Annotated in this window: 9 protein-coding genes; 6 read left to right on the top strand and 3 right to left on the bottom strand. The window is 41.2% G+C overall.

Going from position 1 to position 13647, the window contains the following annotated elements; genetic code table 11:
* Together H5203_RS07860 and H5203_RS07865 are read right to left on the bottom strand one after the other, a co-directional pair.
* Entirely contained in the window at positions 1-3450 is a 3450-nt protein-coding gene (locus H5203_RS07860; RefSeq protein WP_182819565.1) for an AAA domain-containing protein, read from the bottom strand.
* 10 nt (positions 3451-3460) lie between these two features.
* Positions 3461-5056: an AAA family ATPase gene (locus H5203_RS07865; RefSeq protein ID WP_182819566.1), complete on the bottom strand. Its 1596-nt coding sequence runs from the start codon at positions 5054-5056 to the stop codon at positions 3461-3463.
* Between the two features lie 167 nt (positions 5057-5223).
* Here H5203_RS07865 and H5203_RS07870 point away from each other — a divergent pair, with 167 nt between their 5' ends.
* The 6 genes from H5203_RS07870 (at position 5224) to H5203_RS07895 (ending at position 12528) form a co-directional block, all read left to right on the top strand.
* Entirely contained in the window at positions 5224-6537 is a 1314-nt protein-coding gene (locus tag H5203_RS07870; RefSeq protein ID WP_182819567.1) for an ATP-binding protein, read from the top strand.
* A gap of 580 nt (positions 6538-7117) precedes the next feature.
* The gene (gene gmk / locus H5203_RS07875) at positions 7118-7738 is read left to right on the top strand and encodes a guanylate kinase (RefSeq protein WP_145237107.1); all 621 of its coding nucleotides are present in this window, start codon (positions 7118-7120) and stop codon (positions 7736-7738) included.
* A gap of 117 nt (positions 7739-7855) precedes the next feature.
* A complete protein-coding gene (gene rpoZ / locus H5203_RS07880; RefSeq protein ID WP_064667923.1) occupies positions 7856-8131 on the top strand; it encodes a DNA-directed RNA polymerase subunit omega in 276 nt (91 codons plus the stop codon).
* A 128-nt stretch (positions 8132-8259) separates the two neighbouring features.
* Entirely contained in the window at positions 8260-10365 is a 2106-nt protein-coding gene (spoT, locus tag H5203_RS07885) for a bifunctional GTP diphosphokinase/guanosine-3',5'-bis pyrophosphate 3'-pyrophosphohydrolase (protein WP_145237104.1), read from the top strand.
* Between the two features lie 12 nt (positions 10366-10377).
* Positions 10378-10770, top strand: a complete 393-nt coding sequence (locus H5203_RS07890; protein WP_145237101.1) for a RidA family protein — start codon at positions 10378-10380, stop codon at positions 10768-10770.
* 153 nt (positions 10771-10923) lie between these two features.
* The gene (locus H5203_RS07895) at positions 10924-12528 is read left to right on the top strand and encodes a DUF342 domain-containing protein (RefSeq protein ID WP_182758928.1); all 1605 of its coding nucleotides are present in this window, start codon (positions 10924-10926) and stop codon (positions 12526-12528) included.
* Between the two features lie 51 nt (positions 12529-12579).
* Here H5203_RS07895 and asnA read toward each other — a convergent pair whose 3' ends face one another.
* On the bottom strand, positions 12580-13575 hold the full coding sequence (gene asnA, locus H5203_RS07900) for an aspartate--ammonia ligase (protein ID WP_145237095.1): 996 nt from the start codon (positions 13573-13575) through the stop codon (positions 12580-12582).
* Positions 13576-13647 lie beyond the last annotated feature (72 nt).

Genomic DNA, 13647 nt, shown 5'->3' on the forward strand with positions numbered 1-13647 from the left:
TTAGCCACTAACTTTACTTCCCCTGTAATTGGAATTATGCCTGCTATTTTTAGAGTTATGAGTCTCTAAGGCTTGCGCTGAATTCGCTAAATTTTTCAGCTCTTCTGTGCGTGAGCGGTTGCTGAAGTAACCATGATTACCAGCAATAACAAGTTGATATCTGGCTCGAGTAATGGCTACGTTGAGTCGATTGGGCGAATCCATAAAACCATCACGATGCGTGTTCACCATGGATAGAAAAACGACATCAGCTTCTTGGCCTTGAAAGTAATCGACCGTTGCCAACTTAATGGCTATACCTTTGTAATTAAAACGAGCATAACGGCTTTGATTTCCGGGTAGCTTTTTCAGCGCATCGCGCAAGGCTTTTTCTTGTCCTTTGTAAAAAGTCAAGATGGCCACATCGTATGGCTCATTTTTTTCATTTTTCGCATTATCTTCAGCCCAGTCACAAAAAGCTTTTAGCTCGGCCATTACTGCTTCAACTTCTTGCGGGTTGCTATTGCCTTTTTGAGTCTGACCATTCACATTCAACCAGATATTGCGCGAAACATAACGTGGGTAATCCCAGTCACGCGCACTGGTGGTATATTTACCATCAACCAAAACACCTTGGGGATAAAACTGTGTTCGTGGGAACTTAGCTATCTCAGGGTGCATACGATGCTGATAAGTTAGTGTGGTGTGCCGTTGTTGTTTTTCGCATGCAGTAAAACCTTGGTTGAGGGTGGTAGGTTGATCTTTCCTGCGCTTCACTAAACCATCACCAGAGAGTGCCTCTAATATTGATGGAAAAGCGATATTTTTTACCATGTGAATACGGCCATCAACATCAATAGATTTAGGGAATAGGCGCTGTAAGGTTTCTTCAAGGTAACCCGTTTTTCGCTTTTGATTTTGTGATAAACGCAGCCAATATTCACGCTCTAACCGCCAACAAACTTCCTCAGACCATTTACTACTGCTAAATCGATCTAACAATTCGCTTTGAATATCAAGGCTATTTGTAATTTCGCTATTTTTGATTTTAAAAGCTTTGGTATTTATACCTTGGCGATAATATTGACTCGCATGTTGCGTTCGCCACCAGCCTGAGTGTAAGACGATACAGTCTTGCGGAATGAGAGGCTGAATATCATCCAGCCTCGTTTCATCAACAAAGCAGAGAGTAAACTGATAAAAATGCCATGGTTGCGCCTTGATGTCTTGAACATCTTTTACCCATTGAGGATCATTTGGTAGGCGCTGAGAGGGAATCACAAGGATATTACCCAAACCTGCACTGAGCTGTTTTTGCTGTTTTCTATGAGTCACTTCTTGCTTTATCGCACTTATAACCCCAGAAGTTAAAGGTAGGATCATAGGCTGTGAGTAAGGTGTTTCTTTTGAGCCTCTAAGCTCTTCCAACAAAAAACACGCACGCTGTACATCTGCTGACAGGATTTGCGCTTTGCTCTTACCTCTAGCTGGCGTGATCATCAAATTGTCCAGATTCGCAACGATTTGTTCTCGGTCAGTAAATGGTGACAATTGACGAATGTCACCCACTAAGACCCAGCGCTTTGCAAAGCGAGCAGGCACTAAAAACTCCTGAAAAGTCGTTTTACTGCATTCATCGATAATCATGACATCAAACGGTGGCTCCCCCGCATCTAACACTATGTCCCTATCATTAAATAAGCGCAGAATACCGATTGTGGTGCCGCAAACCAGATTGGATGAATCAACCATGAGCTGCTTACTTATTGAGGAACCACCTGCCACTGATTTGTATTGGTTTAGTAAGTTATCGAACTGAAACTCTTCAACACCCGTCGCATTGCTCTCATCACCAACTCGCAGGGGATGTATTACTTGACTTAAACTCTGACTTTCTTTAACTCGCTCTAGTACATTATTAATGGCCGCATGAGTGGATGCTGATAGCAAGACTCTCTTACCCTTAGTCACTAGTTGATAAATGAGCTCAAGAATAGTCGTTGTTTTTCCTGTCCCTGGTGGGCCATCTAAAATGGTAAAGTCATTATTTGCCAACGCTTTGCTCACAAACTCCCGCTGCTTATCGCAACCGTCAAAATCGAGATCGGATAATACTTGCCAATCAATCCACTGTTCAGGCATTGGAGTCACTTGAGGCCATTGAGTCTGACTTCGCTCTTGTAATAACTGAATAAGCGGCCAATGCACCTTTGCTGGGCGACACATCAATTGGTTCAGCGCTTCTTTTTGCCGGCGTAGTTGACTGGTATCGACACTGATGCGGATCTCACGATTTTTACCATTTGAATGTGGATATTCACTCTGGTGGTTTTTTTTAGCTCGTTGATTTCGAGCTAATAAAATTTGTCGCTCTTCCGGTCGCGCTTTTAAGATTCTAAAACCATCGTCATGTTTGCGCTGAGTCACATCAAGAATTTTACTGTTTTGATTGTCGTCAAAAAAATAATCAAGATCCGACTTTCCTGTATCATCTGAACCGATTTTTTCGACAAGTTGAATCCATTTTTCTTTATTTTCAATAGCAGTGACCTGCCACTGTATTTTTGGAAAAGTGAGACAGCTAATTTTTTGAATCTCAACACTTTGTTCTTCATTTATTTTTTCAAGGACAATGCTGTTCTTTTCGGTTGAAACTCTCCATGAGTCAGCATGTAACGTGAGACCCTCGGCGTTAAAGTGACTTGTGCTCAAATCAGCTAAAGACTTATGGGTAATATCGTTCAATTGGCATGCATTGATAGTTGGCCGCTCCTGAGAAAAAACCAACCAACCTTGTTTATTAGACTTGATTGACAAGGATCCTAGCTTTGTTTTATCAAAGGATTTGATCATCGAAAATGTTATATCTTGACCATCAATAGATAAGTGACTACTCGCTTCTACATAGGCTTGAATGTTGAAGCGTCCGTCGGATTGAGAAACGACCTTACAAGGTTGACCATCCACATAAATGGTATTCAACTGGCCAATATCTACGGCTAATGACCTAAGATCCAATTGGTAGCCACTCCAAGAGACAGGCTCCTCATCTAACTCCATGCTCGGTAGATAAAGACGAAAATCGGGATATTTCTTATATCCGCATTCAGCAAGTTCATGTTCTCTTTTGCTTTTCCCTTTACCCTGAATAATTGGATCCATTTCATCTGGATCAAACTCCGCATCTGGTTGTTCACCGTCAACAGACATGATTTGATACCAGCCAGCCAGCTCATTTATGATTTCTATTTCTGTATTAGGCACAAGTTGCCAAATACGTTGTTGCGGTGTAATACGATAACGCTGCCCACCGACAGGAAACCAGTTGCAACTGACTTCTTTATTCTCAAGCGCTTTAATGCTGTTCTCTAAATAATGACGAAAAGGCATTAACTGGTCATTAGTTTTCTTCTCGGCGACAGCAGCATTAGCGCCTTGCATCTCCAACGCACTAAAAAATGGGTTTTCCATAACAACTCACTTAGATAAACGGGTTCTCACCTTCTTGCTTAAGGCGTGGTTTTTTATTATTTGAATCATTTTCTAATTCTTCTGGCTGTGAAGAGCTTGCACAAACCGCACGCCCTTTGGCCCATTTTCGTGTTTGACTAATCATTTCTGACATGGTTAATGACAGTGGAGACGTTGCAGAAACGGCTTTTAGAATATCTTCTTTCGCTAATTGGTGGCCTTCATCAAAGGCAATAAACATCGCTTCTTTTACGGCTTCTTCGAGTTCTGCGCCTGTAAATCCTTTTGTAGCGCCCACAATAGTGTCGAGATCACAGTCTGAAAAATCATCTAAGCGATTACGCCTTTTAAGGTGAATCGTAAGTATTTCTTTGCGATCATGCTTAACCGGCAAATCAACAAAAAATATTTCGTCTACTCGGCCTTTACGCAATAACTCTGGCGGTAACTGTGCAATATTATTCGCTGTAGCAACCACAAAAACGGACTTTTCTTTCTCCTGCATCCAAGTTAAAAAAGTACCTAATACACGCGATGTTGTGCCGCCATCAGTCGCGCCTGAACTCTGCATACCTGATAAGCCTTTCTCTATTTCATCAATCCACAAAATACTAGGAGCCAGAGCCTCCGCAGTTTGTAAGGCTGAACGGATATTGGCTTCTGATTGTCCGACAATACCGCCATAAATTTTTCCCATATCTAGTCGCAGCAAAGGTAGTTGCCAAGCATTCGCAACGGCTTTGGCTGCTAAACTTTTACCCGTACCAGGTAAACCAAGCAATAAAACTCCGCGCGGTGTTTCTAAGCCAAAATCACGGGCATCTTTAGTAAAAGCTTGTTTTCGGCGGTTTAGCCAAGACTTTAGGTTATCGAGTCCGCCAATATCATCTAAAGTGGCTTTGGGATGAAAGTATTCCAAGTGACCACTTTTGCGGATGACTTGCTCTTTTTCTTTTACTATATGAGATATTTCTGACTCAGTGAGTCGCTTAAATTGATAAGCTACTTTGGAAAAAGCGAGTTGCGCTTCACTGGTGGAAAGTCCTAGAGCGGATTCAACTAATGCGGGGGTTTCTTGATAGTCTCTGGCATCAAGTTGAAAACGTTGCTGAGCTTGGCGCATCAACTTAACTAAATCGTCAGATGAGGGCAAAGGAAGTTGCATAACTTGTACTTCCTTTTCGAGTTCAATCGGAAGCATTTCCATGGGCTGTGAAAGTACTAACGAAATACCTTCGATTTGTCTACTGGCAACTGCAACAGTATAAGAGCGCAATCGAGAAACAAGAGTATGTTCATGGAAATAGTGGTGAAAATCTTCAAGCAGAATAATACTTTCGAGGGAATCATTGTTTTTCGATATTTCATTAATCCAATCTAAGATTTCAAAAGGTTGACCGACGTCTTCAACATTTTGAAACTGCTTATCACTCGGATTATATTGTTTTAATCCTTCACTGCCATTCCACAAATAAAGATCACGATGTAACTCTTCCGCAGCCTGAATACAATAAGCTCTAATTCGCAAAGTCTCATGGCTAATAACCTGAATTATAGCCGCTAATGACTGAATATTAACCTTAAGTTGATCGCAAAAATTACTCATATGAAATCCGTTTCGTCAAAATTAAATAAAGAGTAACATGCATGCAACAGATCTAACAAACACTTTTATGCGCATAAAAATGTAAAATATAACACTTTTCTGCGCATAAAAGTGTAGACTGAGTTATACTACAGGCAGTTAACAGTCTTAATTGGCCGGAAATGACAATGCAGCGCAACTTACTCAACGCCCTAATAGCATGGAAAAATCAACCTGTACGCAAGCCATTATTGATTGACGGCGCAAGACAAACAGGTAAAACCTATCTACTGCAAGAGTTGTTTGGGAATACCTTTGCCAACATCCTTCGTATCGACTTCCTTGAAAACCCAGCTTACAAAGAAGCGTTCGATGGCTCGTTGTCACCTGACGAGCTAGTAATGAACATTGAGTTGTTAACCAACCAAGCGTTCAATCCAGACACCGACTTGCTGATATTAGATGAAATTGGCGAATGTGAACGAGCAGTAACTTCGCTGAAGTATTTTGCCGAAAAAGCACCGTCTTATTTTGTCGCAGCCAGCGGTTCGAACATTGGTTTGCTCAATACCTTCCCTGTAGGCAAGGTAGAACAATACAATTTACGACCACTGACCTTCCAAGAATTTATTTACGCATCCAACGAGCAAGCACTGATCAAAGCATTTGATAGTCAAGCAAGCACACCGGCGGTGCACACTAAATTGATGGATAAACTAACCGACTATTTTTTTACCGGTGGTATGCCGGAAGCCGTTTCTGCTTGGTATCAGTTTAAGGATTCAAGCATTCTAGAGCGTGTTGAAAAAGTCACAAAAATTCATGCCGATTTAGTTGAAGGTTATCGCCGCGATTTCGGTAAGTACGCGGGCAAGGTCGATGCCACACTGATTGAATCGGTGTTTAATAGCATTCCAGCCCAGCTATCACTTGTCAGCGATGAGTCGGTTAAACGCTTTAAATTTAAGCATGTGCATGAGCGTAAATCTCGTTATAGCGATTTTGAAACCGCGATCCATTGGCTTAACTGCTGCCGCTTAGCTTTGCCAAACTACCCTATTGAAGGATTACCGAAATCTCCGTTGGCGGCCTATAAAAAAGACAATATGGTTAAACTATTTCTGTTTGATGTGGGCCTTCTCAATCATATGCTGGGCAGCAGTTATAAAGAGATTAAGCAACAAAACTATGAATACAAAGGCTATGTGGCTGAAAACTTTGTGCAACAAGAGCTCACAGCTATTGGCGTTGACCCAAGCTATTCATGGAATGACGCCCGCGCCGAAATCGAATTTATTTTGGCGACCGATGAAGGCGATATAATCCCTGTTGAAGTCAAAAGTGGTAAACGTACAAGAGCAAAATCGTTGGCATCCTACGTTGAAAAATGTACTCCAAGTAAAACCTTTAAGTTAACGGGTACACAAGGCTCTTCAGCGTTAGAACAAACCAATATCGTGATGCCTTTGTATTTCACGCAGTATTTACCTCAGAGATGGTAAAGGCGCGTTGCCTAGCCCCGAAGGTCTACACAAAGTTACCTTAGGGATAACAATTTGTAGACCTGATGCTTACCATTCGACACTCAGCCTTATCTCTCTTGGATACCATAGTATCCATATTGAGCTTATTTCTATTAAAATGGACACTATAATGTCCATTTCAGGCTAAGTGAGCTTTCTGCTGACTCATTACTATCGCGTAGAACCAGTGAAAAAATGGCAAAGCTATGTTGACGGAAATCGTGCTCGATAAAGCCCTTCAAAACTGCTATGTTTTAGCTCTAACAGCAGCACAAAAACGACACTGTTTTTCCATTGCTAACCACTAAGATTTAGTAAAAACCATAGGCAAGTGGTGGGCAGTTTGGTGGGCAAACAGGCATTTTTGAACGGTTTATTTTCGATAACTTATTGAGTTTATTGGGGCCTAGGTTACTACTCAATGAGCAGATCCAGAATATTGAGTAAGTGTTTCTTGGCTCAACTTGAGCAGTGTTTGGTTATTAAAGTATAATGGTGTTATCTAAGGCTTGAGTTACTTGTAACTCAAGCCTATTTATTTTTAGTAGAGAGCAAAGTAATGACGCAAACTCGCGGAAACTTATTTATTTTATCGGCACCATCTGGTGCGGGTAAATCCAGCTTAATCAATGCATTGTTAACTAAGTATAATGATATGAAAGTATCTGTATCGCATACTACTCGCTCGCCTCGTCCGGGCGAAGCAAATGGCGTGCATTACCACTTTGTAAATGTTGATGAATTCAAATCATTAATTGAAAAGAATGATTTTTTTGAATGGGCGCAAGTGTTCGATAATTACTACGGTACATCAAAGCAAGCAATTGAAGAGCAGCTTGCAGCAGGTATTGATGTATTTTTAGATATTGATTGGCAAGGTGCACGTCAAGTTCGTGATCTGGTCGCTGATGTTGAAACCATTTTTATCCTACCACCGTCAAAAGTTGAGCTTGAAGCGCGCTTAAATAATCGCGGCCAAGATTCACAAGAAATCATTGCTGGTCGCATGGCAAAAGCACAATCTGAAACGTCTCATTACAATGAATATGACTATGTCGTGGTTAACGATGATTTTGCAACTGCGCTGAAGGAAATTGAGACGATCGTATTGGCAAAACGCTTATCGCTACAAAGCCAAGCTATTCGCCATCAAGATTTACTCGTAGACTTACTGCGTTAAATCCTAATTTGGGTTCAGTAAGTATTTTATTTGTTTAAATTAACCACAAGCTATTGGCGAATCTGACTCGGTGCAGTAAACTACGTCTTTGCTTAAAAATTTATTTGGAGTGCTAAGATGGCTCGCGTAACTGTTGAAGATGCAGTAGATGCAATTGGTAATCGTTTTGATTTAATTTTAGTTGCGGCCCGTCGTGCCCGTCAAATCGCGGTCGGTGGTAAAAAGCCACTGGTTGATCCTGAAAACGATAAACCAACGGTTGTTGCTTTACGTGAAATTGAACTTGGTTTAGTAGATAGCTCATCAATGGATCTTATTGATCGTGAAGAGCAACAACATCAAGAGGCGGCTGAAATGGCTGCAGTTGCAGCTATTGTAGGCGGCAACCAATAATCTGACTTCCTTGTCTGATTTAGCCAACGGTATAGTATTTCTATTCTAGCCGTTGGCAATCCCTTCTTTTCATCGTATATTCTTAACATACCGTTACCTATTTGCTTCACGAGAACATTGGAGTGTGAATGTATCTTTTTGAAGGTCTAAAAAAGAAAATATCAGAATACTTACCTGCTGCTGATGTAGAGCTGGTACAAAAAGCCTATGTGGTAGCCCGAGAGGCCCATGAGGGTCAAACTCGCTCAAGTGGCGAACCTTACATTACTCACCCTGTTGAAGTAAGCCAAATTCTGGCTGGTATGCATTTAGATCACGAAACGTTAATGGCTGCATTAATGCATGATGTGATTGAAGACACCGACTTTAGCCAACAAGATTTAGCCGAAATTTTTGGCGAGACAGTCGCCGAATTAGTTGAGGGCGTAAGCAAGCTTGATAAGCTCAGCTTTAAAGATAAAAAAGAATTCCAAGCTGAAAACTATCGAAAAATGATTATGGCAATGACACAAGATATTCGTGTTATTTTAATCAAACTTGCTGATCGTACTCATAATATGCGCACTCTTGGAGCATTACGTCCTGACAAACGTCGACGTATTGCCCGCGAAACGTTAGAGATTTATGCGCCGATTGCTAATCGTTTAGGTATTCACGATATTAAAAATGAGTTAGAGGATTTAGGTTTTCAAGCCCTCTACCCGATGCGTCATCGCGCTTTAAAGTCAGAAGTTGCCAAAGCGCGCGGCAATCGCAAAGAAGTCATTTCAAATATCCAAACCGAGATAACAGCACGCCTTGAAGAAGCTGGTATTACAGCCACTGTTTCTGGGCGCGAAAAACACTTATATAGTATTTATAAAAAAATGCTTAATAAAGAGTTACTGTTTAATGAAGTCATGGATATCTACGCATTTAGAATTGCAGTTGATTCAATGGATATCTGCTATCGGGTACTTGGTGTTGCCCATAATTTATATAAGCCAATCGAAACTCGCTTTAAAGATTATATAGCAGTACCTAAAACTAATGGTTATCAATCGTTGCATACCTCATTAGTTGGTCCACATGGGATCCCTGTTGAGATCCAGATCCGTACTCACGATATGGATCACATGGCAGATAAAGGAGTTGCTGCTCATTGGATGTATAAAAAATCCGGTGATAGCGCAGGCCACACTGCACAACAACGTGCACGTCAGTGGATGCAAAGTTTGTTGGAATTACAACAAAGCGCAGGCTCATCATTTGAATTTGTTGAAAACGTTAAAACAGAGCTATTCCCAGAAGAAATTTACGTGTTCACTCCTGATGGTCGCATAGTCGAGTTACCTATGGGTGCAACCGCCGTTGATTTTGCATACGCGGTCCATACCGATGTTGGTAATACCTGTGTGGGTGCACGCGTTAACCGTAAACCTCATCCGTTAAGTAAAGCATTAGATACGGGTCAAACAGTTGAAGTGATTACCAGCTCAGGTGCGCACCCTAACGCAACGTGGTTAAACTTTATTGTTACCGGTAAAGCACGTTTAGGAATTCGCAATTACCTGAGGAGCCAACATCATGAAGAAGCTTTATTACTTGGCCGTCGCTTACTCGACTCAGCTTTAGGTGAAACGAAGTTCGATGATCTGCCTGACGAAAATATTAGTCGCGTATTAGCAGAACATGAACTCAATACTGTATTAGAGCTATTAGTTGAAATTGGCTGCGGTAATTTAATGAGCATGCTGATCGCACGCCGCTTACTGCAAAATGACAATGATGATTTAGGCGATATGACTAAAAATGCTAAAGCGACCATTATTGGCACTGAAGGCATGCTAGTTAATTATTCTAAATGTTGTCGACCAGTGCCTGGGGATGCTATCACCGCACATATAAGCCAAGGTAAAGGCATCACGGTTCACCGCCAAGAATGTAAAAATATTCGCGGCTGGGAAACTGAACGCTCCAAGTACTTGGTTGTTAAATGGGATGATAATCCAGAAAAAGAATATATTGCAGCACTGCGTGTGGAAATCATAAACCACCAAGGCGCACTCGCAAAACTAACCAATGTAATTGCTACAACCCAAGCAAACATAGTGGAAATTGCCACAGATGAAAAAGAAAGTAATTTATACGTGATAGATTTAGGGATCACCGTGAAAAACCGTGTCCATGTTGCTAATATCATGCGCCGCATTCGCGTAATGCCTGATGTGCAAAAAGTCTATCGTAAAAAATAACATAGGAAAATCATGAATAAAGCATTTATTTCTACGGATCTAGCACCTGCTGCCATCGGCACTTATAGCCAAGCAGTAAAAGTTGGTACAGCAGTTTACTTATCGGGTCAAATTCCATTAGTTCCAGCAACGATGGAAGTGATCTCTGAAGATTTCGCAGAACAAACACATCAAGTATTTAAAAATATTAGTGCGGTATGTGAAGAAGCCGGTGGCAACATCCAAGACTTGGTAAAAGTTAATATCTATTTAACTGATCTATCTAACTTTGCGACGGTAAATGAAGTAATGAGCCAATACTTCAAAGCACCTTACCCTGCCCGAGCAGCAATTGGCGTGCGCGCATTACCAAAAAACGTGCAAGTTGAAATTGACGGTATTATGGAATTGCCTTCAACAAATTAAGCTTACAGCAATACACCTAGGTATTTATGCTTAGGTGTATTAACTCATCAGTCCCCTTTTCCTCGATTTTCTTGACAGTTATTCAAATCTCTAGCACTCTATCCTTATATAATTATAAAAACCTTTAACTTAAGTGTTGTAAAAGGATGATCCGTGTTTAAGCTTGCTCATAACGGTAATGTACTACTCGATGTTATAGAACATTCGCCGCCTAGTGCCGCTTTTGTTATTGAGGCTCTAGAAAAATCAACATTCTGTGAATGTCGCATAGACTATGATGCTATCAATGCTTTTTTTAAAGAGCCTAGTAGCGAACGTAGTTTAGTGGTTGCCAGTAAGCATGACGCCACACTAACTGTTACACTCAGTGATGATAAAATGTTAGCAACAGGCGAACTCACACTCGCACAAGGTGGCAAAGTTTTAGCCCTTGATCAAGCGAAACAGCAGCTGATCAAAGCTGGGGTTGCTCGGGGCTACAAACAAGCATTTTTAGAGCAGCTGCTACAAAAACAATTTGAATTACCCGCTGGCACTACCGTTAAAGGTATCCTCGCTAAAGGTCGCTTACCAGAAGACGGCAAATCATCAAAATTACTCCCTCAAGTATTAACTTTAAAAGAGCGTTTGCATACCCCGAAACTGCGCGAAGATGGCACTGTCGATATGCGCGACTTTGGCAAGTTAGCAAGTGTTGAACCCGGTACATTGTTAGTTCGACAGCAACCCGCAACCCCTGGTAAAGAAGGTTTTACCGTAAAAGGCGATGTACTTCCGGCAAAAGCAGGAGAAAGTAGCCCGCTAGTTGCTGGTGAGGGCAGTGAAATATCAAAAACTAATCCTCTTGAATTAATCTCAAGTATTGCGGGCGTACCAGTCGAAATACAAAATGGCATGCGCGTTGATGATATTTTTACGATTGGCGATGTCACAGTTAAAAGCGGCCATATAAACTTTGATGGCAGCATTATTGTCACTCATAATATAGAGCCAGGCATGAAAGTAACCGCGAAAGGCGATATAACTGTGATGGGGACGGTTGAATCCGGAGAACTGACAGCGCAAGGTAATATCACCATTAAACAAGGTGTGATTGGCCACCAGCTAGATGATAAAACACTTTCGTGCAAAATTATTTGTAACGGTGATATTCATTTATCTCACGCCCAATATAGCTACCTTGAAGGTAATAATATTTTTATTGAGCGCCAAGCTAGCCACTGCGCAATGAAAGCGACTAAGCTTTTACAGATAGGCCAAGCAGACAATCCACATGGGAAGTTATTTGGTGGCGAGATCCTGGATGCCGGAATGATTATCGCTGGTGAAATTGGTAATGAATCTGGCGCTAAAATGCTCATAAACATGGTTGCCTCAGGAAAGTCTGTTACTACTGAAACCGATGAATGCCTTAAAGAATTAGCTAAAACCGATGAGCAATTAGACACCCTGCAAGCAACGCTAGAAAAGGCCGATTTAGTAAAAGATTTAGATAAGAAAAAACTATTGCTCGCTAAAATTGGAGCTACTCAGCAACATTATTGCCAACAAGCAGAGCAGCTAGAAAAACGCCTAACAACGCTAGAACAAAGTCTATATGAACTACTTGATAATGCTAATTTAGCGGTCAATAAAAAATTGCATTCTGGGGTAGAAATCCACATTTTCGATAAAGTATTAAGAACAAATCGCAGCTATCCTCCTTGTAACGTAAAACTGCAAGAAGGAAAAATAGAGATTGAATTTAAAACCAGTTGATCGCAAGCAGATAGAGACTAACAGCAGATAGTCTCTATTGTCTCGTCTACGTTATAAAATACCAGCCACTTGTTGTTTTAACTCCTCCGGCCATACACTTACTTGTACTTGACCGATGTGAGGTTTTTGTAATAACAACATCGCCAATCGAGATTGACCAATGCCACCACCAATTGTCTGTGGTAATTGTTTAGCTAGTAGTTGCTTATGCCAATCAAATTCTAAACGAGCTTGGTCACCGGTAATTGCAAGCTGTGCAACTAATGCTTCTGGTGATACGCGAATACCCATTGATGAAATTTCAAAAGCATCTTCAAGCACAGGGTTCCACAGTAAAATATCACCATTTAAGCCACTGTATTGCTCGCAGGTCTGAGTCGACCAATCATCGTAGTCAGGTGCGCGTACATCATGAATCTTACCATCGGCTAATGCCCCACCAATGCCTATCAAAAACACCGCACCATATTCTTGTGTAATCGCTTTTTCGCGCTGCTTGGCGGTAAAATCAGGGTACATTTGACGTAACTGTTCACTGTGTACAAAAGTAATATCAGCGGGTAAAAATGGTGATATACCAAATTCATCAGCAACAAATTGCTCGGTTGCTTTTAAGCCTTTATACAAGGCTTGTACTGTTTCTTTTAACTTATCAAGAGAGCGCTCAGAACTGGCACAAATTACTTTCTCCCAATCCCACTGATCAACATAAACAGAATGGATGGGGCTTAATGACTCTTCATCCGGGCGCAACGCTTTCATATGTGTGTATAAACCTTCACCAATTGCAAAGCCGTGCTCAGCTAGTGTTTTTCGCTTCCATTTTGCCAAAGAGTGAACCACTTCAAATTGACTCGCTGGAATAGTTTTAACTTTTACCGCAACCGCATTTTCAGTGCCACTTAGGTTATCTTGGATACCATCGCCTACTTTAGCCAGAATAGGCGCTTGTACTTCAATTAACCCTAGCTGTTGTTCTAGCTGGTGTGAAAAATACTGTTTAACTTTACTAATTTGCAGCTGTTGCTGGACAAAGTGTGAACTCATAATAATTGGCCTCATTCCCAGTTATTGTTACTTGTATAAATGCATGATTGCACTATGAGCAACCATGTCGTT

Source organism: Pseudoalteromonas sp. SG41-1 (assembly GCF_014164575.1).
In the GTDB taxonomy this organism is placed as follows: Bacteria; Pseudomonadota; Gammaproteobacteria; order Enterobacterales; family Alteromonadaceae; genus Pseudoalteromonas; species Pseudoalteromonas rhizosphaerae.